Origin of the sequence: Aestuariivirga sp. (genome assembly GCF_046294715.1) — a bacterium.
In the GTDB taxonomy this organism is placed as follows: Bacteria; Pseudomonadota; Alphaproteobacteria; order Rhizobiales; family Aestuariivirgaceae; genus Aestuariivirga.
Genome location: NZ_JBKBKI010000033.1, coordinates 21,228 through 44,337 on the forward strand (window position 1 = coordinate 21,228; position 23,110 = coordinate 44,337).

Sequence of the window (23,110 nt, forward strand, 5' to 3'; positions counted from 1 at the left end):
GATGACACAGGCGCAACACTGGCCGAAGCTCGGCGTTTCGGCCTCCGTCTGGCGCGACGGCAAGGTGCTGCTGGTCAAGCGGGCGAAGCCGCCCCTGGGCTTCTGGGCTTTCCCGGGCGGCCACGTCGAGCCGGGGGAGCGCCTGGAGGAGGCCGCGGCGCGCGAGCTTTTCGAGGAAACCGGCCTGACGGCGAGCTTCCGCGGCCTCGTGGGCCTCTATGACGTGATCCGCCGCGACGAGGCGGGCCTCGTCACCCTCCATTACGTGATCGCCTGCTATCTTGGGCTCGCGGGACCCGGAGAACCCTGCGCCGCGAGCGATGCCGCGGATGCGCAATGGGCCGATCCGGACCGGCTCCAGGCCTATACGCTGGCCCCCAACATCGCCGAGGCGGTGGCGGCCGCCCGGGCGCTCATCGCCGGAAACTGAAAATGCATCGGGCGAAATTAACCTTCGTTTAAGGATCGGGTGGCCCCGCGCGGCCATCCCGCTAATGTGGCTTCCGGGACGAGGGCTGGTGGAACGGCCCGGGAACCCGGGACGCCGACCACCGATGGACAGAATGCTCAAGATTTCCGACAGGAAGCTCGACGCCAGCCCGGCCGAGGAAAAGCAGCTGGCGCTGCGCTACCTGCTCGATGCCTGGGAAGAGGCGGCCTATGAGGGCGTCGACCGGGACTGCCTGGCGACGGCGGCGATCTTCGCCGCCCTGTCCGAGCTCATCACCACCTATGGGGAGGAACCGGTGGCCGTCATGTGCGAGCGCCTGCCGGAGCGGGTGCGCTCCGGCGAATTCACCCTGGCGAAGAGCCGCCAATAGGTCTCAGGCCACCGCTTCCATCAGCAGCGCGAAGCCGAATGCCGCGATCAGTATGCCGGTCCAGCGGTTGATCCGGTCGAACATCTTCTCGTCGATCCGCGTCTTGAATCGCGCCACCACATAGCTGAGGAACAGCCACCACAGGGCGCCGCCAATCGCCACGCCCGCAACCACGGTGACAGGCCGCCCCGCCCCCTCGTCCAGCCGCAGCACCGCGTTCATGGTGCCGAAAATGGCGATGAAGCCGAACAACACTCCGGGATTGGTGAGCGTCAGCATGAAGGCCGTGAGCATGCGCCCGGCAATCTGCAGGCGGCGCGGCGGTGCCTGGAGGTCGAGTTCCGCGAGGCCGATATGCGAACGCGCGAGCCTCACCCCGATCGCCACCAGCAGGATGCCGCCGGCGACCATCAGCGGGCGGGCGTAATCGGTGATCGCATGGGCGACCGAACTCACGCCATAGGCGGCCACCACCGCATAGAAGCAGTCGGCCCCCACCGCCCCGAGCCCCGTCAGCAGCGCCACGGCGAAGCCGCGGCGGATGGCGCTGCGGATCACAAGGATGTTGACGGGCCCCAGCGGTGCCGTGACCGAGAGACCGATGGCGATGCCGGTGGCGAGCAGGGCGAAATCCATCGCGGGCTAGCGGACGTCCACCACCACCCGGCCTTTCACCTTGCCTGCCACGATGTCGGCCGCCACCTGCGGCACATCGTCGAGCTTCACATGGCTGGTGAGGGCATGGAGCCTGGCGAGGTCGAGGTCCTGGACGAGTCGCTCCCACACCTTGAGACGCCGCGGCATGGGAGTCGATACCGAGTTGATGCCGACGAGCTTCACGCCGCGCAGGATGAAGGGAGCCACGTTGGTGGGAAGGTCCATGCCCTGGGCGTTGCCGCAGGCCGCGACCGTGCTCTCCGGGTTCATCTGCGAGAGGACGTTGGCGAGCGTCACGGAACCGACCGAATCGACGCAGCCCGCCCAGCGCGACTTGGCGAGCGGCTTCACCGGGCCGTTGAATTCGTTGCGATCGACGACACCCGCCGCGCCGAGGCTCTTCAGGAACGGCTCTTCCGAGACGCGGCCCGTCGAGGCGACGACGCGGTAGCCGAGCTTCGCCAGGATCACGATCGCCGTGGTGCCCACGCCGCCAGCCGCGCCCGTCACCAATATGTCGCCGTCGGCGGGCTTCACGCCCTGTTCCTCCAGCGCCATCACGCAGAGCATGGCCGTGTAGCCCGCAACACCCACCGACATGCAGTCCGCCGCCGTCCAGCCCTTCGGCACGGGCACCAGCCAGTCTCCATTGATGCGCGCCACCTCCGAGAACCCGCCGTGATGGCCCTCGCCCACGCCATAGCCGTTCAGCACCACGGCATCGCCCGCTTTCCAGCGCGGATGCGAGGAGGCGCGCACGGTGCCGGCGAAGTCGATCCCCGGGATCAGCGGAAAGCGCCGCGCGATCGGCGCCTTGCCGGTGATGGCGAGCCCGTCCTTGTAGTTCACCGAGGAGTGGCTGACGTCCACCGTAACGTCGCCCTCCATGAGGTCCGACTCCTCGAGGCGCGTGAGTTCGGCCTTCTGGCCGCCTTCGGTCTTGGTGATGAGAATGGCACGGAAGGACATGGCAGGTTCCTCTCTAGAGAGCTTCGATGAAGCGGATCGGCTGGCCCTGGGCCTCGCCGATGATCTCGTCGTTCCACATGACGGTGCGGCCGCGCACCAGCGTGCCCACCGGCCAGCCGGTGACGGTTCGCCCGTCATGGGGCGTCCACTTGCAGCGGCTCTCGATCCAGCCGTTGGTGATGGTGCGCTGCTTCTTCAGATCGACGATGGTGAAGTCGGCGTCATAGCCCTCCGCGATCCGGCCCTTGCCTGCCATGCCGAAGATGCGGTTCGGCCCGTGCGAGGTGAGGTCCACCAGGCGTTCGAGCGAGAGCATCCCCCTGTTCACGCAGTCGAGCATGACGGGCACCAGCGTCTGCACGCCGGGCATGCCGGAGGGCGAGCCGGGATAGGGCCTGGCCTTCTCCTCGAGCGTGTGCGGCGCATGATCCGAGCCGAGCACATCGACGAGTCCGGATTGCAGGGCATTCCAGATGCCCTCCTTGTGACGCGGCTCGCGCATCGGCGGGTTCATCTGCAGCAGGTTGCCGAGGCGGGCGTAGTCCTCCGAGGAGAAGACGAGGTGGTTGGGCGTCACCTCCACCGTGGCGACGTCCCGCGCCGCGGCGAGCAGCGGGAACTCGTCGGCGGTCGAGACATGCAGCACGTGGATGCGCTTTCTTGCCTCCCGCGCCAGCCGGATCAGCCGCTCGGTGCAGAGCCGTGCCGCCTCCGCGTCGCGCCAGACGTAATGGCTCGAGGGATCGGCCTCCACGCGCAGGTGCTTGCGGGCGTTGAGCCGGTCCTCGTCTTCCGAATGGAAGGCGGCGCGGCGGCGGATGTTGGCGAGGATTCGCGCCACCCCCTCGTCGTCGTCGACGAGGAGCGAGCCCGTGGAGGAGCCCATGAACACCTTCACGCCGGCGCAGCCGGGCAGCAGCTCGAGCTCGCCCAGCATGTGCGCGTTTTCGCGCGTGCCTCCCATGTAGAAGGCGAAGTCGCAGTACATCCGGTTCGTTGCACGCTTGACCTTGTCGGCAAGCGTCTCGGCGGAGGTGGTCAGCGGGCTCGTGTTCGGCATCTCGAAGACAGCGGTCACACCGCCCTTCACCGCAGCCCGGCCACCCGTGTCGAGGTCTTCCTTGTGCTCGGCACCGGGCTCACGCAGATGCACCTGGCTGTCCACCACGCCAGGGAGGATGTGAAGCCCCGTGCAGTCGACGATGTCGCCGCCCTGCCCGCGTCCGAAGGAGCCGATCCCCACGATCCGGCCGCCCGAGACGGCGACATCGCGCAGGGCCATCCCGTCATGGTTGACGAGGGTGCCGCCTTTCAGGATCAATTCGGCGTGGAAGGGCATGGCAATCCTTGATCGTTGTTCCCGGCCTTCGTAAATGTGGATGGGAAACGAAGCAACAGAGATGCGCGACATTCACTTCGAGGCGGGCCGGCTCCCCGGCCGCGCCGTTCTTGCCGTGCGGGGCCCAGAAGCCGGGCATTTCCTGCACAACCTGCTCACGGCCGACATCGAGGGGCTGGCGGAGGGAGTTGCCTCCTATGCCGCCCTGCTCTCGCCCCAGGGCAAGATCCTGTCCGACATGCTGGTGCAGCGGCAGGGCGGAGATTTCCTCATCGACTGCGCCCTTGGCCAGAGGGATTCGCTCCTGAAGCGGCTGCAGCTCTACAGGCTGCGGGCCAGGATCGAAATCTCCGCCCTGGACGAGCCGGTGTCCGTGTCCCCTGCCGAAAAGCCCGGGTTCTACCGCGATCCCCGCGTGCCCGAAATCGGCTGGCGCCGCACGGGCGGCGCGCCGGAACCGGAGGCCCGGGGCTATGACGCGGCGCGGATCAGGCTCGGCCTCGCCGATTCCGGGGCCGACCTCGGCTCCGGCGAGTTCTTCCCGCACGAGGCCAATCTCGACCAGCTGGGCGGCGTGAGCTTCACCAAGGGCTGCTACATCGGCCAGGAGGTCGTTTCCCGCATGGAGCACCGTGGCACGGCGAGGAGCCGCATCCTCCCCGTCGTGCTGGGCGCCGGGGCGCCCCCGAAGGGAACCGCCATCAGGGCGGGGGAAAGGCAGGTCGGAACGCTGCTCTCCTCCGCCGGCCCGGACGCCCTGGCGCTGATCCGGCTCGACAGGCTTGGCGAAGCCGGCGAACCGCTGCTCGCCGATGCCACCCCGGTCAATGTGCTGAAGCCGCGCTGGGCCCGCTTCGATGTGCCGGGTGCGGAGGGGGCGGCATGAGCGCGCTCCGCCATGAGGATGGCCTCTGCCGCTGCAACTGGTGCGGCACGGACCCGCTCTACGTCGCCTATCACGACACGGAATGGGGTGTCCCCGAATACGGCTCGCAGGCGCTGTTCGAAAAGCTGCTTCTCGACGGCTTCCAGGCCGGCCTCTCCTGGATCACCATCCTGCGCAAGCGCGAGAATTTCCGGCGCGCCTTCGATGGTTTCGACCCGGAGAAGATGGCCCGCTATACGCCGAAGAAGCTCGAGAGGCTGATGCAGGACGCGGGAATCGTGAGAAACCGCCTGAAGATCGAGGCGAGTGTCACCAATGCCCAGGCCTATCTCGCCATCCCGGATTTCTCGGCCTATCTGTGGGACTTCCTCGATGGGAGGCCCCAGCAGAACAAGATCCGCTCCATGAGCGAGATCCCCGCCAAGACACCGCTTGCCGAGAAGATGTCGAAGGATCTGCAGAAGCGCGGTTTCCGCTTCGTGGGCCCCACCATCGTCTATGCCTTCATGCAGGCCTGCGGCCTCGTCAACGATCACCTGGTCGACTGCCACCGGCACGAGGCTGTGAAACATGCCGCGAAGCCCTGAGGCACCGCGCGCCTGGCAGCGCATGCTGTCCGGCCGGCGGCTCGACCTTCTCAACCCCTCGCCGCTCGACATCGAAATCGAGGACATCGCCCATGGCCTGGCGCGGGTCGCGCGCTGGAACGGCCAGACCAAGGGAGACCACGCTTTCTCCGTCGCCCAGCACTGTGTGCTGGTGGAGGAGATCGCACGTCACCTCGACCCTGGCCTCGGGCGGGCGGAGCGGCTCGCCGCATTGCTGCACGACGCACCCGAATACGTGGTGGGCGACATGATCTCCCCATTCAAGGCGGCCTTGGGCCTCGATTACAAGGCATTCGAGAAGCGTCTTCTCGCGGCGATCCACATCCGCTTCGGCCTTGCACCGGCAACGCCGGCACGGCTGGAGGTCTTTCTCAAGAAATGCGATCACCTCGCCGCCTATCTCGAAGCGACCCAGCTTGCCGGCTTCGCCGTCGAGGAGGCGGAGAGGTTCTTCGGCAAGCCCAAGGGGCTGGAGGACGAGAAGGCCCGGCACTTCTTCCGGCTGAAGCCGCTTGCGCCGAACGATGCGGCGGCACTCTATCTCAAGACCTTCCGGAAGCTCGCGTGACCCCATGATCATCGTCGGCCCGCTCAGCAAGGTTCAGCCGCTCATCGACGAGCACGGCGTGCGCCACGTGGTGACGCTTCTCGCACCGGATACGCCCCATGCCTCACCTGCCGGCATCGAGGCCGAACGCCACCTCAGGCTCTATTTTCATGACATCGTTCAGGAGATGGAAGGCCACACGCCGCCTTGCGCAGCCGACGCGGAGCGCCTCGTCGCCTTCCTCCAGTCCTGGGACCGCGAAGCCCCCATGCTCATCCATTGCTGGGCCGGCATCAGCCGCTCGACGGCCGCGGCCTACACCGCCCTGTGCCTGTTCCGCCCCGCGGCGGACGAGGAGGAGCTGGCCTTCGAACTGAGGCGGGCCTCGCCCTCTGCAACGCCGAACCGCCTGATCGTTTCGCTGGCCGACGACGTGCTCGGCCGCCAGGGCCGCATGGTGAAGGCGGTAGAGAGGATCGGGCGGGGCGCGGATGCCTTCGAGGGCACGCCCTTCGTGCTGAGGCCGTGAGACCCTTTCCTTCCCCCATCGGCGCAGCCGACGGGGAAGGAACGCGATGGGCTCACCGCCCCTTCAGCGCATAGTCCCAATACAACTCGCGCGCCTTCTGCATGATGGGGCCGGGCTGCAGGTTCTTGTGCTCGACGCGTGTGATGGGCGCAACCTTGGCCCAGTTGCCGGTCGAGAACACCTCGTCGGCTTCCAGGAACTCGCTCCACCTGATCGCGCGCTCATGGACCGTGATGCCGGCCTCCCGCAGCAGCTTCACGACGCGCTGGCGGGTAATGCCGTTGAGGAACGTGCCGTTCGGCGCCGGCGTATGGGCCTCGCCATCCCTGGCGAACCAGATGTTCGCGGTGGCGAGCTCGGACACATTGCCGAGCGCATCCAGCATCACGGCGTTGTCGAAACCGCGCGCCTTCGCCTCGCGCATGGCGCGGGCGGAGTTCGGATAATGGCATGCGGCCTTTGCGTCGGTCGGCGCATATTCCAGGGAGGGCCTCCGAAAAGGCGAGCAGGTCACCGAGAAGCCCGTGGGCTTGGGCAGCGGCGCGTCATAGACGGAGACCGAGAACTGGGTCGAGTCCGGATCGACGTCGACGAAACCGTCCTCCGCCCAGAACATGGGCCGGAGATAGAGTTCCGCACCCTTCGGGAACTTCGCAATGCCTTCGCGGATGAGGTCCTCGATCTCGGCGGCGTTCTTTACCAGTTTGAGGCCGAAGCTCTCGGCGGACCGCACGATGCGCTGGCAGTGAAGATCGAGGTCCGGAGCGACACCGGCGAAGGCGCGCGCCCCGTCGAACACGCAGGAGCCGAGCCACGGCGCATGCGTCATCGGCCCCATGATCTGCGGATTGCCCTTGTGCCACTCACCCTTGTACCAGGTCCAGGCGGTGCCGGTGGTTTCCTTCCACGCCATCTCGATCTCCCTCGATTGGGCCGCATCCTAGCCAGCCCTGTGCCAAACACAAAGGGCGCCCGAAGGCGCCCTTTTCGAAACCGTCGTGCTGCTGCGTCACGAATCCTCGTAGAAGACGTGGCGACCGATCTTGATGAGGCGCTTCATGCTCTTCGCCCATTTCGGCTTCACGTAATCGGCGTGATAGTTGGTGGCGGTGCCGATGGCGGCGACCTGCGCATCGCCCGCAATCGCCTTCTTGGCGATGCGCTTGGCGTTCGACCATGACGAGGCGCTGCGCACGTCGTCCGGCAGGCCGTCACAGGCGAAGGAGAACTGGCAGGAGTTGCGGCGGCCGGATCCTTGGTACACCACGCCGCAGATGGTGTTGGGATAGGCGGGATCCTTCACCCGGTTGAGGATCACCTTGGCGACGGCGAGCTGGCCGAGCTCCGATTCGGAGCGCGCCTCGAAATAGACGGCGCGCGCCAGGCAGTTTTCCTCGGCGAGCTGAACCCGGCGCTGGGCGATCGCCTTCTGGGTTTCCTTGTCCTTCGGCTTCTCGGCCTTCTTGCTGCGCTTCAGCTTGATGACCTGCTCGACCTTCTCCTTCGAAGGCGCCAGCGCGATCCGCACCCCGGCATCATCGCCGCCATCCTTGAGATTGACGGAAGCCGGAACGATTCTCACCGTCTCGGGCGTCTTCGGCACCGGCTGGCGCACCACGAAGTCGCCCTTGCCCTCGGCCGACCTGACGGGTGACTCGTAGGAGGTCTTGTTGACGATCTCCAGCGCCGTGGAGTCCGGCATCAGGGAGCCCTTGGCCAGGATGTTGGAGGAAGGCGCCGACACGGTCTCCAGCATGTCGCCGGGCTCGGCGTTGTGGGCCACGGCATTCTGGCCCATGTAATGTCCGGCAAAGGCGAAAGCCGCCACCAGCATCATGCCGCCGAATACCATCGGACCATATTCGGCGAGAGCATTGCGCTTCTCGCGAACGGAATAGTCCTCATATCCACGGGCCCCTGCAGACCCTGCCTTGCGCGCTGTTTTCTTCACTTCCCCTCGACTCACCGTGGGTCGTAAATTCTTACGACGCTGTTAACACGCGGTAGTCTATGCCCGAGACGTTTAACATAGGTTAACCATGCCGGCAACCCGATCCCGCCCCTTTTGCGCCCGATCGGCGGCAGGGTGAAGACATGGTTAACAACCTGATACAACGCGATCTTTCCTCAATCTTTCGCAAGGCTTGCCTGCGCCGCGGCCAATCGTGCGATCGGCACGCGAAACGGCGAGCATGAGACATAGTCGAGATTGATCTTTTCGCAGAACGCGATCGAGGCGGGATCGCCGCCATGTTCGCCGCAGATCCCGGTCTTGAGGCCGGGCCGGGCCTTCCGGCCGCGCTCGGTCCCGATTCGTACGAGTTCGCCCACGCCCTCGGTATCGAGCGAGATGAAGGGATCGCACCTGAACACGCCCTTCGCGGTGTATTCTCCGATGAAGCGGGCCGCATCGTCCCGGCTGATGCCGAAGGTGGTCTGTGTCAGGTCATTGGTGCCGAAGGAGAAGAAGTCCGCCGATTGGGCAATCTCGCCGGCGCAGAGGGCGGCACGCGGCAGTTCGATCATCGTGCCCACCGAATAGTCGATCCGCACACCCGATTCCTTGGCCACATCCTCGGCCACCGCCACGATCCGCTCCTTCACACGCTCGAGCTCGTTCCTGGAGGCGACGAGCGGCACCATCACCTCCGGGATCGGCGCCTTTCCGGTGCGCCGACCGACCTCGACCGCCGCCTCGAAGATGGCGCGCGCCTGCATCTCCGCGATCTCCGGATAGGAGATGAGCAGCCTCACGCCGCGATGGCCGAGCATGGGGTTGAACTCCTTGAGCTCGGCAACCCGGGCGCGGAGCGAATCGGCATTGGCGTTCATCTGCTCGGCCACCTCCTCGATCTCATGGTCCGCATGGGGAAGAAATTCATGCAGCGGCGGATCGAGGAGGCGGATCGTCACGGGGAGGCCGGCCATGATCTCGAACAGTTCGATGAAATCCTTGCGCTGCATCGGCAGCAGCTTGGCGAGTGCCGCCTTCCGCTTCTCCAGCTTGTCGGCGAGGATCATCTCGCGCACCGCCAGGATCCTCCCCGCATCGAAGAACATGTGCTCGGTGCGGCAGAGGCCGATGCCCTCGGCGCCGAAGTCGCGCGCGGTGCGGGCGTCGAGAGGAGTCTCGGCATTGGCGCGCACGCCCATGCGGCGGAGCTTGTCGGCCCATGACATCAGCGTGGCGAAATCGCCCGAGAGCTCCGGCTTGATCGTCGCCACCTCGCCCTTCATCACCTGGCCCGTGCTGCCGTCGATGGTGATCGTGTCGCCCTTCCTGAGCGTGAGCCCCGCGACCGTGAGTGTCCCCGCCTGGTAGTCGATGCGGAGCGCACCCGCCCCGGACACGCAGGGCTTGCCCATGCCGCGCGCGACGACCGCGGCGTGGGACGTCATGCCGCCGCGCGTCGTGAGGATGCCCTCGGCCGCATGCATGCCGTGAATGTCCTCGGGGCTCGTCTCGATGCGCACGAGGATGACACGGTGGTTGAGCGCCTTCACCCGCTCTGCCTCGTCCGCGTCGAACACGATCTCGCCCGACGCCGCGCCCGGGGAAGCGGGAAGTCCGGTGGCGATCACCTCGCGGTTGGCCTTGGGGTCGAGCGTCGGGTGCAGCAGCTGGTCGAGCGAGGCGGGATCGATGCGCGAGACGGCCTCCGCCTCGCTGATCAGGCCCTCTCCGGCCATGTCGACCGCGATCTTGAGCGCCGCACGCGCCGTGCGCTTGCCGGTGCGCGTCTGGAGCATCCAGAGCTTTCCGCCCTGGATGGTGAATTCCATGTCCTGCATGTCGCGGTAATGGCGCTCGAGCAGGTCGAAGGTTCGCTGAAGCTCGGCGAAGGTTTGCGGCATCAGCGCCTCGAGCGAGGGCGCGTTTGAGCCCGCCTCCAGGCGCGCCCTCTCGGTGATGTTCTGCGGCGTGCGGATTCCCGCGACCACGTCTTCGCCCTGGGCGTTGACGAGGAACTCGCCATAGAGTTCCTTGGCACCCGTCGAGGGATTGCGGGTGAAGGCGACGCCGGTGGCCGAGGTCTCGCCCATGTTTCCGAACACCATGGCCTGGATGTTGACGGCGGTGCCCCAGTCCTCCGGAATGTTGTTGAGCCGGCGGTAGGTCAGCGCCCGGGCCCCGTTCCACGATTTGAACACCGCGCCGATCGCCCCCCAGAGCTGCTCGCGCACATCCTGCGGGAAGGGCTTTCCCGTCTCCTCCTCCACCCGCGCCTTGTAGCGGCGGATCAGTCCTTCCCATTCCTCCGCCGTCACCTCGGTGTCGAGCGCGTAATGGCGTTGCTCCTTGAAGCCGCCCAGTATGTCCTCGAACTCGGCATGGTCCACGCCAAGAACCACGTCCGAATACATGCCGATGAAGCGGCGGTAGCTGTCGAAGGCGAAGCGGCGGTCACCGGACCTCGCGGCGAGCCCCTCGACCGTTTCGTCGTTGAGGCCGAGATTGAGCACCGTGTCCATCATCCCCGGCATCGAGGCCCTGGCACCCGAGCGCACCGAAACCAGGAGAGGATTGGCCTTCTCGCCGAAGCGTGCTCCGACTGTGGCCTCGACGGCGGCAAGGGCCTCCGCCACCTGCTCCTCGAGACCCTCGGGGTAGCATTGCTTCCCGGCGTAATAGGCCGTGCAGACCTCGGTTGAAATGGTGAAGCCGGGCGGCACCGGCAGGCCCAGATTGGCCATTTCGGCCAGGTTGGCGCCCTTGCCGCCCAGGAGCGTCTTCATGCCGGCACGGCCTTCGGCAGCGCCGCCGCCGAAGCGATAGACGAATTTGCGGGATTCAGCCGCCATGTCTCACTCTTCCCATTCTCGGTTTTCTAGTCGGGTGTAGCGGGCGGCGGCCCGCCAAAACCAAACCACAGTTAACATCCTTGTGCAATGCAATATCGCATTTGCATCAAACTCCGCCGTGCGGGCAACGGCGGCGGCTTCTGTGTTGTTCCTTGATGGTCAGGCGGGAAGAGCGGCGGCGGGGATTTGCGGCTTCCTCACATGGAGGATCCACAGGGCGATGCCGAGATTGAGCACGTTCCAGGCGACACCGTTCACGAAGGCTGCCGTGTAGGAGCCCGTCCAGTCATAGATCTCGCCCGATATCCAGCCCCCCAGCGCCATGCCGAAGACGGTGGCCGTGAGCACCGTGCTGATGCGGCTTCCCGCCTCGCGGGCGGGGAAATGGTCGCGCACGATGAGCGCATAGCTCGGCACGATTCCGCCCTGTGCCAGGCCGAAGACCGCCGAGACCACGTAGAGCGACGTCAGCCCGTCGAAGGGGATGTAGAACAGCAACGCCAGCATCTGCAGGAAGGAGCCGGCGATCAGCGTGGGAAGGCCGCCGACGCGGTCGGCGACATAGCCCGAAATGAGCCGGCTCAGCACGCCGAAGCCGAGCATCATGGACAGCATCTCCGCCCCGCGTGCCGGGCCATAGCCGAGGTCGGCGCAATAGGCCACGATGTGCACCTGCGGCATCGACATGGCCACGCAGCAGGAAAGCCCCGCCAGCACGAGGGCGGGAAACAGCAGAGGGTGGCGGGGCAGCAATCCCTTGGGGCCGGCCCCGCGGCTCGCCGGGCTGGCGCTGTCGTCGAAATGCGGCCGGCGCCTGAGGAACTGGGCCAGGGGCAGCATGACCAAGACGCAGAGCACCCCGATCGCCATGTAGGTGCTGCGCCAGCCATAGCTCTCGATCGCCGCTTGCATGAAGGGCGGCCAGATGGTGCCCGCGATGTAGTTGCCGCTCGCCACGATGGCGATGGCGATTCCGCGCTGCCTCAGGAACCACTGCGAGGCATCGGCGACGAGCGGCCCGAAGGTGGCCGCGCTGCCGAGGAAGCCGATCAGCACCGCCTGCACCGCCAGGAACTGCCAATAGCTTTGCGACAGGGCGGCGAGGAAGAAACCGGCGCCCAATGCCGCACCAGCGATGGAAACGGGCACCATGATGCCGAAGCGGTCGGCCACGCGCCCCATGGTGAAGCCGCCGAAGGCGAAGCCGACGAAGGTGGCGGTATAGGGCAGCGAAGCCCCCGCGCGGTCCACGCCGAACTCGGCCTGGATGGTCGGCAGCACGACGACGGCGAGCCACAGCCCGATGCCGCCCACCACGGCGAGCACCAGCGAAACGAAGAGCCTGAACCAGGCGTAACGGCTGTCGGGCGTGTATGCGGCGGCGGGACTCATGCACGCTCCCTAGCCGCTGGCGGACCCGAGGTCAAAACAATGCCGCGGGGGGAGAGGCGCTGGCTCACGCCGCGAGCGCGATGCCGGGAAGCTTCTCGAGGATCAGCGCCAGGTCCTCTCGGAAGCGCTGCCGGGCGGCCGCAGCGTCACGGGCCTGGGGAATGCGCAGCAGTGCGGAAGGATGGATGGTGATGAGGATCGGGCGGCCGTCACGCGTCTCCTCGAAGCCTCCGCGCCGCTTCAGGATCCCGCGGCCGTCTCCCGTGAGGGACTGCGCGGCGGTGGCCCCCAGCGCCACGAAGAGCTTCGGCTTGACGATTGCCGTCTCGATCCGGAGCCACCACTTGCAGGCCTCGATTTCGGGCGCGTCCGGTTTCTTGTGGAGACGGAAGGAACCCCGCGGCTCGTGCTTGAAATGCTTCACCGCATTGGTGACGTAGCACTTGGCCCGGTCGATCCCCACCTCCTCGAGCAGCGTGTCGAAGAGCCGCCCCGCCGGCCCCACGAAGGGCCGCCCCGCGAGATCCTCCTTGTCGCCTGGCTGTTCGCCCACGAACATCACCGGTGCCCGCGAGGGCCCCTCCCCGAACACCGTCTGCGTCCCCAGCCGGTAGAGATGGCAGCGCGTGCAGGATTTCGCCTGCTCGCGCGCCGCCTCGAGCGTGGCCGGCACGGGCACGTCCGCCCCTTCGAGGAGCGGCATGTCGGATTCCAGCGTGCGCTTCGGCTTGCGGTCCATGGCCGGAGAATCGCCGGGGAGTCGCGAAGGTTCCCGCACGCTTCATCCTCCGGGCCGCAACCTCCGGTCAGGGGCGGCGGTTCGCCGGGATCGCGTGACATCCCGTTGAGTGTGATGTATAAGTAACGTTCAGGATGGCGCCTTGCTTTGCACAAGGAGACCTGCACCTCAGCCTGCTGACCGATCTTCGCCGGAGCGTTCTGAAACCTCCGGGACGCCGTGGACTCTTATCGCTCACGAACAACTTGGCGCCTGCCCTGAAGGAGGTGGTCGTGCCGACACTCTTGACCAGACGGTGCGTGGTAATGGCGGGCGCCGTGACGGCGGCCACTGCGGGAAGCCTGCGGCTGGCAAACGCCTTCCCTCCGCCCGCTCGACCGTTGCCGCGGACATTGGCTTCCCCCCTGTCCTGCATTCAGCTTGCCTACAGCGTGGCTGAGGAACTGCCCTGCATGGTCTCCGGGCCTTGCGTGTTCCATGCGTGCTGCGGACGCCGCTTGGCGCTCGGGGCCGGCGGCTAGGTCAACCCTCGATCTTCGCGAAGTCCGCCACTTCGGCTGTCGCCTGCCGGATCCGGTTCAGGAGCCTCAGGCGGTTCTCGCGGAAGGTGGCATCCTTGTCGTTCACCGTCACGTGCTCGAAGAAGGCATCGACGGGCGCGCGGAGCTTGGCGATCGCCGCCATCGCCGCCTCGAAATCCTCGTTCTCCACCGCCCGCCGCGCCTGGCCCACGGCCTGGGTGATGGCGGAGTGCAGCGCCTTCTCCTCGCCCTTGATGAGCTGGTTGATGTGCACGTCGCCGTCATAGGAGCGGGCGTCCTTCTTCTCCTCGATGCGGAGGATGTTGGAAGCGCGCTTGACGCCGGCGAGCAGGTTCTTGCCGTCGTCCGTCTCGAGGAAGGAGGACAGCGCCTCGACGCGCTTCACCACGTTCACGAGGTCGTCCTGGTTGCCGAGGGCGAAGACGGCGTCGATCAGGTCATGCCGGCGGCCCTGCTCCTTGAGATAGACCTTGAGGCGGTCGGCGAAGAAGGCGAGGAGGTCCTCGCCGGCGAAGGACAGCGGCAGGCGCAGCTCCTTGTCGAGGATGATGCGGATCACGCCCAGCGCCGCGCGGCGGAGCGCATAGGGGTCCTTCGAACCGGTCGGCTTCTCGTCGATCGACCAGAAGCCGACGAGCGTGTCGAGCTTGTCGGCCAGGGCCACGGCCTGCCCCACCCGCGAGACGGGGATCGTGTCGGCGGGGCCGAGCGGCTTGTAGTGGTCGCGGATGGCATCCGCCACCTGCGGGTCGACGCCCTGGTCGAGCGCATAGTAGCGGCCCATCAGGCCCTGGAGCTCCGGGAACTCGCCCACCATGCCGGTGACGAGATCGGCCTTCGAGAGCCGCGCAGCCTGCTTTGCGTTGTCGACGTCGGCTCCGATGATGGCGGCGATTTCGCCGCTGAGCTTCTCGATCCGCTTCACGCGCTCGCCCTGGCTGCCGAGCTTGGCATGGAAAGTGATAGCGTCGAGCTTCTTCGCCCAGTCCTCGAGCTTCACCTTGCGGTCCTGGTCCCAGAAGAACCTGGCGTCCGAGAGCCGCGCGGCGATCACCTTGTTGTTGCCGGCGACGATGGTCTTGCCGCCGTCGCGCGCGATCATGTTGGAGACGAGGAGATAGCGGTTCGCCAGCCTTCCCGTGGCGGCGTTCCTCAGCGCGAAGCACTTCTGGTGGGTTTTGATCGAGGTGGCGATCACCTCCGGCGGCACGGCGAGGAAGCTTTCATCGAAGCTCCCCATCAGCACCACCGGCCACTCGACGAGCCCCGCCACCTCCTTGAGCAGCCCCTCGTCCTCGATCAGCTCGAGGCCTTGCGCGAAGGCGAGGTTCCTTGCTTCCGCCCGGATCGTCTCCGCCCGCTGATGGGCATCGACGATCACGAATTCGCGCGAGAGCTTCAGCGCGTAATCCTCGAAGCGGCGGACCTCGACCGTCGGCGCCCCCATGAAGCGGTGCCCGCGCGTGAGGTTGCCGCTGCGGATGCCGTCGATCTCGAAGGGCACCACCTCGCCGTCGAAGGTGCAGACGACGGAATGGAGCGGCCTTACCCAGCGGAGCGAGCCGGAGCCCCAGCGCATGGACTTGGGCCACGGGAACCTGCGGATCGTCTCCGGCACCACCTCGGCGATGATCTCTGTCGCCGAGCGACCGGGCTTGCGGATGACGGCCAGATAGAACTGGCCCTTCTTGTCGTCCTGCACCTTCAGCTGCCCGAGGCTGAGCCCGGTGGATTTCAGGAAGCCTTCGATGGCGGGCTGGGGCGCGTCGACGCGGGGGCCCTTGCGCTCCTCGTTCACGTCCGCCGCCTTGGCGTCGAGCCCTTCGACCGACAGAACGATCCGGCGCGCGCCGCCATGGGTCTGGGACCCCTCGTAAGTGAGCCCGGCCTCGACCAGCGCATTGGTCACCATCTGGCGCAGATCGTCCGCCGCCTTCTGCTGCATGCGTGCGGGAATTTCCTCGGAAAACAGTTCGATCAGCAGTTCGGGCATCGGGGCACTCCGGGCGGGCCCGGCACTTAGCAGGCCTGATTCCGCTTGTCACCCCTGGGGGAAATCACAGCCCCTTGTGGCTGCCGTCGCAGAAGGGCGAGGCTTTCGTGTGCTTGCAGCCGCAGAAGAACTTCCGTGACGAGGCCTCCGCCGTCCATTTGAGGGGCGTGAATTCCGTTCCCTTGTGCGAGCCGTCGCAGAAGGGCTGGCGCTTCGACTGGCCGCACGCACACCACCAGTAATCCTTCCCCGCCTCCACCTCGATCGGAAGCGGTGATTTCTGGGCGACGATGGGTTCGGACATGCGGCGTCTCCTGCACAAAAGTAATTGAATCGGTTACAGGATAGCCCGTCCGGCGCCTCCGTCAACCCCCGGCTGTGCTTTCAGGCTGCGCCGCCGCCTGCCGTCTTGCTCCAGGCTTCGCAGCAGCCCTTGGCGAGTTCGCGCACCCTCAGGATGTAGGCCTGCCGCTCGGTGACGGAGATGACGCCGCGCGCATCGAGCAGGTTGAAGGTGTGGGAGGCCTTGATGCACTGGTCGTAGGCGGGAAGCGCCAGCTCGTGCCGGCCCTCTCTTTCGCCCGCCTCGAGCAGCGCCTTGCACTCGGCCTCCGCATCCTCGAAGTGCCGGAACAGCAGGCCGATGTCGGCGTGCTCGAAATTGTAGCGGGAGTATTCCTGTTCCGCCTGCAGGAAGACGTCGCCATAGGAGATGCGCTTCGGCCCCTCCAGCCCGTTGAAGTTCAGGTCATAGACATTGTCCACGCCCTGCACATACATCGCCAGCCGTTCCAGCCCGTAGGTGAGTTCTCCTGAGACCGGGTGGCAGTCGAGCCCGCCGACCTGCTGGAAATAGGTGAACTGCGAGACCTCCATGCCGTCGCACCAGACTTCCCAGCCGAGGCCCCAGGCGCCGAGCGTCGGGCTCTCCCAGTCGTCCTCGACGAATCGGATGTCGTGCAGCGAGCGGTCGATGCCGATCGCCTCGAGCGAGCCGAGATAGAGATCCTGCAGGTCCGGCGGCGAGGGCTTGATGATGACCTGGTACTGGTAATAGTGCTGCAGCCGGTTGGGGTTCTCGCCATAGCGGCCGTCCTTCGGCCGCCGCGAGGGCTGCACATAGGCCGCGGCCCAGGGCCTCGGCCCCACCGAGCGGAGCGTCGTTGCCGGATGGAAGGTGCCCGCCCCCACTTCCATGTCGTAGGGCTGCAGGATGACGCAGCCCTTGGCCCCCCAGTACTGGTGAAGCGTGAGGATCAGGTCCTGGAAGGATTTGGTCGGTTGCAGAGCCATTTGTCCGCCTCGGAAAGCGGGGCGGACCCTAGGCGGGCGGATTCAGAGCGTCAAGGAGGTTTCCCCTGGGCGCTTCAGTCCTCGGGGTAGTAGACCCCGGTGCGCGGGTCCTGCCTGAGGCGGCGCATACGGTTCCGGCGGTCGTCCGTCCGGGGTGCCTTCACTTTCGCTGCCTGCATCCCGCGCATCAGCAGCGAAACCGCGAGCACCGACAGGAGCCCCGCGACGAGAACGGAAACGGCCTTCAAGACAAGCATTCGGATTCTCCCGCAACCCCGAAAACGAGGAAATCAAAACCCGGAAATCATAGGCCGAAACGCGACCACAATGCACGCGTTTCGATGGCCTCGATTGCAGATGCAGCGATATCAGGCACTTGCGCTCCGAAACCGAGGCGCCGCAGGCCCCAACCCTGGGGTGGTGAAAGGGTGCGAACGACGACCTTCTCGCCGAACTTCTGCTTCAGCACCTGGTGCAGGTGGCCGATGCCGTCCACAAGGCCTCGCGCCAGCGCCTGCCGTCCGGACCAGAAGGCGCCGGAGAACAGCTCCTCCTCGGGTGCGGCAAGCCTTCCGGCACGCCGGCCCTTCACCAGCGCCTTGAAGGCCTGGTGCACGTCGGACTGGAGGCCTTCGAGATGGGCCACGTCTTCCTTCCGCTCCGGCCTGAAGGGGTCGAGCATGGACTTGGCCTCGCCCGCCGTGTGCACGCGCCGCTCGATCCCGAGCTTGCCGATCGCCTCGACGAAGCCGAAGCCCGCCGAGATGACGCCGATCGAGCCGATCACCGAGCTCTCATCGGCATAGATCTCGTCGCCCGCGCAGGCCAGCCAGTAGCCGCCGGAGGCCGCGACGTCCTCGCAGAAGACGAGAACCGGCATCTTGTGCTCGGCCGCGAGGTCGCGGATTCGGGAATGGATGAGGGCGGACTGGACCGCGGAGCCCCCGGGCGAATTGATGCTGAGCGCCACCGCCGCAATGCCCTTGCGCGAGAAGGCGCGCTCGAGCAGAGGGTCGAGCGCCTTGAGCGTGAGCGCGGGCCGTAGCGCCGTGCCGATGCCGATGGCGCCGTTCAGCACCACGTGATGGACGACCGGCACCGACTTCCGGAACCGCAGCGGGATGAACCGGCTGAAAAAGGATTGCTTCCCCATGGCCCTCAGATAGGGCGGGCGGCCCCCGGCCGCAAGCCGGCCTCAGCGCAGGCGCCAGGCCATGCCTTCGCGCAGGATCTGGTCCGCCTCGGGCGTGAAGCGCGAATCGGCATCGTGCAGCACGAGGCCGGGAAGCAGCTGCATCGGCGCTCGCGAACCCTTGACGCCCTGCACCACCACCCGCGAGGCGGCAGTCCCCTCCCGGGCGTGAAGTGGTGCGATCCGGATGTCGCCGAAGCGCTCGTCCATCACCGAGAGGACCTTGCCCAGCGCATCGGCGCGGTGGACGAGGGTCACGGTGCCGCGCAGCACCACCATGCTGTGCAACACCTTCATCCAGAGATCGAGGTCATCCGCCCCGAAGGCGTGGGCCTGCGCCTTCAGCGCGTGCGGAGAAGGCGTCGACCTGCCCTCCTCGAAGAAGGGCGGATTGGCAAAGGCATGGCTGAAGGAGCCCGGCACGGGCATGCTCGAGAGGTCACGGCGGAGCGCATCCCGCACATCCGCGCGGATCACGCGGACGCTGTCGGCAAAGCCGTTGCGCTTGGCGTTCTCCTCGCAGAGCAGCGCATAGCGCGAGGCGACCTCGATGCCGGTTACGTGAACGGTGGGATTGCGGGCGAGGAGGCAGAGTGCCGCAACGCCCGTTCCGATTCCTGCCTCGTAGACCGCTTCGCCAGCCCCGCAGGGCACGGCCGCGGCCAGGAACACCGAATCGATCCCGGCGCGAAAACCCTTTTCCGGCTGCAGGATACGCAGCCGGCCGTTGAGGAAGGCATCCTCGCTCAACGAGGAGGGCACGCCGCCCGGCGACTGCGGGGCGCCGCTCGGGTCGGAGCCGGCCTGGGCGTTCATCTGCATGAGTCGCGCATACTAGGTATCTTTGGTTAGTGCTGCGTTACCAAGCGCAAGCCGCGCCCGGGAAAGATCCTCCCCCACCACCATGATGCGCCGCGGCAGGATTCCGATCGAGCCTTCGACCGCGCTCATGTGCTCGTCGAGCTGCAGGAACGCGATCCCCGCCTCCTCCAGCACATGCCGGACGAAGGAGAGATAGACGGGGTCGTTGCTGCGCAGGAGCTCTTCCATGGCCCTCGAAAGCCGATCTTGGCCTCACAATCCAGCTGTGCTTTAACCCCCCGCAAAGGAATAGTGAAGGTCGCCCTCATGGGAGTCGTCATTCCGCTCGATGGAGCGGGCAACAAGAAGCGGGCCAGCATCGAGCCCCTGGTGAAGCTCACCGCCTCCGACATGGAGCGCGTCAACGAGTCGATCCTCGCCCATGCCCGCAGCCATGTCGAGTTGATCCCCGAGATTGCAAACCATCTCATCAACTCGGGCGGCAAGCGCATCCGCCCGATGCTGACGCTCGCGGCCGCCCGCATGTGCGGCTACGCGGGCGAGAACCACCTGAAGCTCGCCACCTCCGTCGAGTTCATGCACACGGCGACGCTCCTCCACGACGACGTGGTGGACGAGAGCGACCTCCGCCGCGGCAAGCAGGCGGCGCGGGTCATCTGGGGCAACCAGGCAAGCGTGCTGGTGGGCGACTATCTTCTCGGCCAGGCCTTCCGCATGATGGTGGAGACGGGCTCGCTCGAGGCGCTGCGCATCCTCTCGGACGCGGCCTGCGTCATCGCCGAGGGCGAGGTGCTGCAGCTCTCGGTCTCGCAGGATACCTCGACCACCGAAGACGCCTACATGCAGGTGATCGTGGCCAAGACCGCCGCCCTGTTCTCGGCTGCGGCCGAGGTCGGTGCTGTGGTGGCGAACCGGCCGAACAGCGAGCAGGCCGCGCTTGAATCCTATGGCCGCAATCTCGGCATCGCCTTCCAGCTCATCGACGACGCGCTCGACTATTCCGGCTCCACCGAAAAGCTCGGCAAGGGCGTGGGCGATGATTTCCGGGAGCGCAAGATCACGCTTCCCGTGGTGCTCTCCTACCGCCGCGGCGCACCGGAAGAGCGGAATTTCTGGAAGCGCACGCTGGAAGAGGGAAACCAGACGGCGGACGATTTCCACTATGCCCGCAAGCTGATGGACCGGCACGGCGCCCTCGCCGACACCATCGAGCGCGCCAACCACTATGGCGACATCGCGCGCGACGCGCTCGCGATCTTCCCGGACTCGCCGCTCAAGGACGCCCTGCTCGAAGCCGTGGACTTCTGCGTGGCCCGCGCCCACTGATCCTTATCGGATGACGGCCCGGGCCGACCACCAGCCGGGCTCGAGCCGGGGCGCCGGGGCCTCTCCCTCATAAAGCGCAACACAGGTGGCGCCCGAGCCCGACATGAAGGCCCGTTTGACGCCTGGCGCGGAGACAAGCCGCTCCAGCACCTCGCCGATCACCGGAGCGATTGCCGCCGCGGCGGCTGCAAGATCGTTCCGCCAGCCTGATGGATCGCGCTCGTCTCTGATGGCCTCGCCCAGGCCCTGCCCGGGAGCGAGCGCCAGCTGCCGGAACACGGCGGCCGTCGAAACCTCGACGAGGGGGTTCACCAGAATGGCCTTGAGGGGGCCGAAGCCCTCGAGCGGCGTGATGCGCTCGCCTACCCCCCGCATCCTGCAGGCGCGGCCGGCAAGGCAGACGGGAACGTCGGCGCCGAGCGCCAGCCCCTCGGCCATGATCTCCGGATCGAGCCCGGTGATCCCCGCAAGCCTGAGGAAGCCCCTGAGGGCGGCCGCGGCATTCGCCGAGCCGCCGCCGATGCCGGAGGCCAGCGGCAGGTTCTTCACCAGGTGGACGCTCACCGGCGGCAGGAGCGTCCCGCGGGCGGAGGCGATACGGCCCGCGGCCTTCCACGCGCCGGCGATGATGTTCTCCCCGGGCGGCGGCAGTGCCGCGGCGAAGCGGCCTTCGGCGGTGATCGCGAAGGCATCCGAGGGGGAGAAGTCGAGCCTGTCGCCGATGTCGGCGAAACCCACGATCGAATCGAGTTCGTGGTAGCCGTCGGCGCGGCGGCCCAGCACGTGCAGCGCCAGATTGACCTTGGCCGGCGCAAAAAGCGAGAAGGCCACCACCGGCCGCGTCAGCCGTTGGACTGGCCCGGCGTGTTCTGGGCGGGCGTCACCGGCTGCTCGTCGGGTAGGCCGTTGGAGATCTTCTCCACGATCCGCTTCAGATCTTCGGGCTCGGGCTTGTTGTCGCGCGCATGCTGCCACTGGAACTTGGCCTCGAGCCGCCGCCCGACGCGCCAGTAGGCATCGCCCAGATGCTCGGCGATGATCGGGTCGGCCGGGAGCAGTTCGACGGCGCGTTCGATATGCGTCACCGCCTGCTCGTAGTCGCCGAGCTGGTAATAGGCCCAGCCGAGGCTGTCGATGATGTAGCCGTCGTTCGGCCGGAGCTCGACGGCCTTCTTCACCATGTCGAGCGCCTCGGTCAGGTTGATCTTCTTCTCGATCATGGAATAGCCGAGGTAGTTGAGCACGCTCGGCTCCTCGGGCGAGAGCTCCAGCGCCCGGCGGAAGCTCTTTTCGGCAAGGTCCCACTGCTTGAGCCGCTCATGCGCGATGCCGTCGTAGTAATAGACGCGCCAGTGGCCCTGCACCGGGGCGGTGATGAGGGCGATCGCATCGTCGTAGACGCGCGCCGCGTTGGCATAGTCCTCGTTGTTGCGGTAGAGGTTTCCGAGCGTCACGATCGCGTCGTAGTTCTTCGGGTCGCTTGCGATCACGCCCTCGAGCACGGCGAGCGCCTCTTCCTTGCGCTCGAGCCGCTGCAGGCTCACCGCGATTTCCATCTCGGCATTGGGGCGGAGCGGCGAATCCTTCGGCACCTGCTCATAGGCTTCGATCGCCTTGTCGTAGCGCTTCATGTCCTCGTAGGTGTCGCCCAGCAGGGTGAAGACCACCGGCCTGTCGGAAGTGAGGGAAAGTGCCAGCTGGGTGTAGAGCAGCGCCACGTCGATGCTCTGCTCGTCGGTCATCGAGGTGGCGAGCGAGAACAGCGCCTCGGCCGCGCCGGCGCCCGGAGTCGGCACGAAGGGCTGCGGCTTCTGGTTCTTGAGGCTGGCGTCGAGCGCCGCCACGATCAGCGGGTTCTCGTCGTTGTCCAGATAGCTGCGGTAGATCTTCTGGGCCTCGGTGGCCCGCCCGCTGCGCTCGAGGAAATTGCCATAGGCCTGCGTCACCCGGAGCGAGCTTCCCGCCTCCTCATAGGCGCGGCGGTAGGAGGCCTCCGCCCGGATGGCGTTGCCGAGATAGTCGGCCACCAGCCCGGAGTGGAAGGACTTGAAATTGGCGAAGCTCTCGTTCCGGTCCAGCCGGTCCAGCGCCTTGAGGGCGAGGTTGAGCTCGCCCTCCCCCGCATGGGCCCAGGCGGTGAGGAGCGCGGAGGTCAATTCGCCCACCGGCGTATAGGCCGCCTGGGCGAAATTCTTGCGGGCGTCCTCGTAGCGGCGCGCACGGAAATCCTCGAGGCCCAGCACGATGCGGGCCATGCGCTGCTGGCTGTTGAACTTGAGCACTTCGCGGGCATAGGCCTGGGCCTGCTCGAGATCGCCCTCGGAGAGTTCGAGGAGGAAGACCTTCTCGACGAGCAGGGGGTTGCCGCTGTCGGCCTTCAGGGCATGGCCCAGGAAATCCGAGGCGGCATCATTGTCGCGCAGCTTGGCGGCGGAACGCCCGGCGAGGTAGCTTCCCGATGAGGAGGGCTCGGTCTTCTCGTAGGCTGAGGCACCCGCGGCGGAAAGGGGGCCGAGGAGCAGGAGGCTCAAAATCGCGCGCAGAAGAAGACCCGTCATGTGCACCCATCTCAAACGCGGGGCGGCACTGCGCCGCCCCGAGACCGAACGACACTGCACGCAAAATGCGGTCTTTTTGGGATCGCTATAACCC

Annotated in this window: 24 protein-coding genes; 7 read left to right on the forward strand and 17 right to left on the reverse strand. The window is 66.7% G+C overall.

Going from position 1 to position 23,110, the window contains the following annotated elements:
- The first annotated feature begins 1 nt into the window (after position 1).
- Both ACK4HL_RS17225 and ACK4HL_RS17230 read left to right on the forward strand, forming a co-directional pair.
- Complete coding sequence (locus ACK4HL_RS17225) at positions 2-430, forward strand: NUDIX hydrolase (protein ID WP_409762876.1); 429 nt, start codon at positions 2-4, stop codon at positions 428-430.
- Positions 431-554: 124 nt separating this feature from the next.
- Positions 555-821, forward strand: a complete 267-nt coding sequence (locus ACK4HL_RS17230) for a hypothetical protein (RefSeq protein ID WP_409762879.1) — start codon at positions 555-557, stop codon at positions 819-821.
- A gap of 3 nt (positions 822-824) precedes the next feature.
- Here the strand turns inward: ACK4HL_RS17230 and ACK4HL_RS17235 are convergent, their stop codons facing one another.
- Genes ACK4HL_RS17235 through ACK4HL_RS17245 form a run of 3 tightly spaced genes read right to left on the reverse strand, consistent with a single transcriptional unit; the run spans position 825 to position 3,786 of the window.
- Complete coding sequence (locus ACK4HL_RS17235; protein WP_409762882.1) at positions 825-1,457, reverse strand: LysE family translocator; 633 nt, start codon at positions 1,455-1,457, stop codon at positions 825-827.
- Between the two features lie 6 nt (positions 1,458-1,463).
- Entirely contained in the window at positions 1,464-2,447 is a 984-nt protein-coding gene (locus ACK4HL_RS17240) for an MDR family oxidoreductase (protein WP_409762885.1), read from the reverse strand.
- Positions 2,448-2,460: 13 nt separating this feature from the next.
- A complete protein-coding gene (locus ACK4HL_RS17245) occupies positions 2,461-3,786 on the reverse strand; it encodes a dihydroorotase (protein ID WP_409762888.1) in 1,326 nt (441 codons plus the stop codon).
- Between the two features lie 61 nt (positions 3,787-3,847).
- Here ACK4HL_RS17245 and ACK4HL_RS17250 point away from each other — a divergent pair, with 61 nt between their 5' ends.
- Genes ACK4HL_RS17250 through ACK4HL_RS17265 form a run of 4 tightly spaced genes read left to right on the forward strand, consistent with a single transcriptional unit; the run spans position 3,848 to position 6,356 of the window.
- The gene (locus ACK4HL_RS17250) at positions 3,848-4,672 is read left to right on the forward strand and encodes a YgfZ/GcvT domain-containing protein (protein WP_409762891.1); all 825 of its coding nucleotides are present in this window, start codon (positions 3,848-3,850) and stop codon (positions 4,670-4,672) included.
- Complete coding sequence (locus tag ACK4HL_RS17255; protein WP_409762894.1) at positions 4,669-5,259, forward strand: DNA-3-methyladenine glycosylase I; 591 nt, start codon at positions 4,669-4,671, stop codon at positions 5,257-5,259. Before ACK4HL_RS17250 ends, ACK4HL_RS17255 begins: the two co-directional genes overlap by 4 nt.
- Entirely contained in the window at positions 5,243-5,848 is a 606-nt protein-coding gene (locus tag ACK4HL_RS17260; RefSeq protein WP_409762897.1) for an HD domain-containing protein, read from the forward strand. Before ACK4HL_RS17255 ends, ACK4HL_RS17260 begins: the two co-directional genes overlap by 17 nt.
- A gap of 4 nt (positions 5,849-5,852) precedes the next feature.
- Positions 5,853-6,356: a tyrosine phosphatase family protein gene (locus ACK4HL_RS17265; protein WP_409762899.1), complete on the forward strand. Its 504-nt coding sequence runs from the start codon at positions 5,853-5,855 to the stop codon at positions 6,354-6,356.
- Between the two features lie 52 nt (positions 6,357-6,408).
- Here the strand turns inward: ACK4HL_RS17265 and ACK4HL_RS17270 are convergent, their stop codons facing one another.
- The 12 genes from ACK4HL_RS17270 to ACK4HL_RS17325 all read right to left on the reverse strand — a co-directional run bounded on the left by ACK4HL_RS17270 (position 6,409) and on the right by ACK4HL_RS17325 (position 19,360).
- On the reverse strand, positions 6,409-7,269 hold the full coding sequence (locus ACK4HL_RS17270) for a branched-chain amino acid aminotransferase (RefSeq protein WP_409762902.1): 861 nt from the start codon (positions 7,267-7,269) through the stop codon (positions 6,409-6,411).
- A gap of 96 nt (positions 7,270-7,365) precedes the next feature.
- Positions 7,366-8,307 carry a cell wall hydrolase gene (locus ACK4HL_RS17275; protein ID WP_409762905.1) on the reverse strand — a complete coding sequence of 314 codons (942 nt, stop codon included), beginning with the start codon at positions 8,305-8,307 and terminating at the stop codon, positions 7,366-7,368.
- A gap of 176 nt (positions 8,308-8,483) precedes the next feature.
- Positions 8,484-11,159: a pyruvate, phosphate dikinase gene (ppdK, locus tag ACK4HL_RS17280; RefSeq protein ID WP_409762908.1), complete on the reverse strand. Its 2,676-nt coding sequence runs from the start codon at positions 11,157-11,159 to the stop codon at positions 8,484-8,486.
- 159 nt (positions 11,160-11,318) lie between these two features.
- Entirely contained in the window at positions 11,319-12,551 is a 1,233-nt protein-coding gene (locus tag ACK4HL_RS17285) for an MFS transporter (RefSeq protein WP_409762911.1), read from the reverse strand.
- Between the two features lie 64 nt (positions 12,552-12,615).
- A complete protein-coding gene (locus ACK4HL_RS17290; RefSeq protein WP_409762913.1) occupies positions 12,616-13,290 on the reverse strand; it encodes a UdgX family uracil-DNA binding protein in 675 nt (224 codons plus the stop codon).
- A gap of 522 nt (positions 13,291-13,812) precedes the next feature.
- Positions 13,813-15,825, reverse strand: a complete 2,013-nt coding sequence (gene glyS, locus ACK4HL_RS17295) for a glycine--tRNA ligase subunit beta (RefSeq protein ID WP_409762916.1) — start codon at positions 15,823-15,825, stop codon at positions 13,813-13,815.
- A gap of 64 nt (positions 15,826-15,889) precedes the next feature.
- A complete protein-coding gene (locus ACK4HL_RS17300; protein WP_409762918.1) occupies positions 15,890-16,129 on the reverse strand; it encodes a CDGSH iron-sulfur domain-containing protein in 240 nt (79 codons plus the stop codon).
- 80 nt (positions 16,130-16,209) lie between these two features.
- A complete protein-coding gene (locus ACK4HL_RS17305; protein ID WP_409762921.1) occupies positions 16,210-17,118 on the reverse strand; it encodes a glycine--tRNA ligase subunit alpha in 909 nt (302 codons plus the stop codon).
- 74 nt (positions 17,119-17,192) lie between these two features.
- Positions 17,193-17,375 carry a hypothetical protein gene (locus tag ACK4HL_RS17310; protein ID WP_409762924.1) on the reverse strand — a complete coding sequence of 61 codons (183 nt, stop codon included), beginning with the start codon at positions 17,373-17,375 and terminating at the stop codon, positions 17,193-17,195.
- 47 nt (positions 17,376-17,422) lie between these two features.
- Positions 17,423-18,271 (reverse strand): S49 family peptidase, encoded by an 849-nt coding sequence (locus ACK4HL_RS17315; RefSeq protein ID WP_409762927.1) that lies wholly within the window; start codon positions 18,269-18,271, stop codon positions 17,423-17,425.
- 42 nt (positions 18,272-18,313) lie between these two features.
- The gene (locus ACK4HL_RS17320; RefSeq protein ID WP_409762930.1) at positions 18,314-19,126 is read right to left on the reverse strand and encodes a tRNA1(Val) (adenine(37)-N6)-methyltransferase; all 813 of its coding nucleotides are present in this window, start codon (positions 19,124-19,126) and stop codon (positions 18,314-18,316) included.
- Positions 19,127-19,144: 18 nt separating this feature from the next.
- Positions 19,145-19,360: a DUF2007 domain-containing protein gene (locus ACK4HL_RS17325; protein ID WP_409762933.1), complete on the reverse strand. Its 216-nt coding sequence runs from the start codon at positions 19,358-19,360 to the stop codon at positions 19,145-19,147.
- A gap of 78 nt (positions 19,361-19,438) precedes the next feature.
- Between ACK4HL_RS17325 and ACK4HL_RS17330 the strand changes: the two genes are divergently transcribed.
- Positions 19,439-20,458 carry a polyprenyl synthetase family protein gene (locus tag ACK4HL_RS17330; RefSeq protein WP_409762936.1) on the forward strand — a complete coding sequence of 340 codons (1,020 nt, stop codon included), beginning with the start codon at positions 19,439-19,441 and terminating at the stop codon, positions 20,456-20,458.
- A gap of 3 nt (positions 20,459-20,461) precedes the next feature.
- Here ACK4HL_RS17330 and ACK4HL_RS17335 read toward each other — a convergent pair whose 3' ends face one another.
- Both ACK4HL_RS17335 and ACK4HL_RS17340 read right to left on the reverse strand, forming a co-directional pair.
- Positions 20,462-21,289 carry a 4-(cytidine 5'-diphospho)-2-C-methyl-D-erythritol kinase gene (locus ACK4HL_RS17335; protein ID WP_409762939.1) on the reverse strand — a complete coding sequence of 276 codons (828 nt, stop codon included), beginning with the start codon at positions 21,287-21,289 and terminating at the stop codon, positions 20,462-20,464.
- An 11-nt stretch (positions 21,290-21,300) separates the two neighbouring features.
- Positions 21,301-23,016 carry a tetratricopeptide repeat protein gene (locus tag ACK4HL_RS17340; RefSeq protein ID WP_409762942.1) on the reverse strand — a complete coding sequence of 572 codons (1,716 nt, stop codon included), beginning with the start codon at positions 23,014-23,016 and terminating at the stop codon, positions 21,301-21,303.
- Between the last annotated feature and the right edge of the window lie 94 nt (positions 23,017-23,110).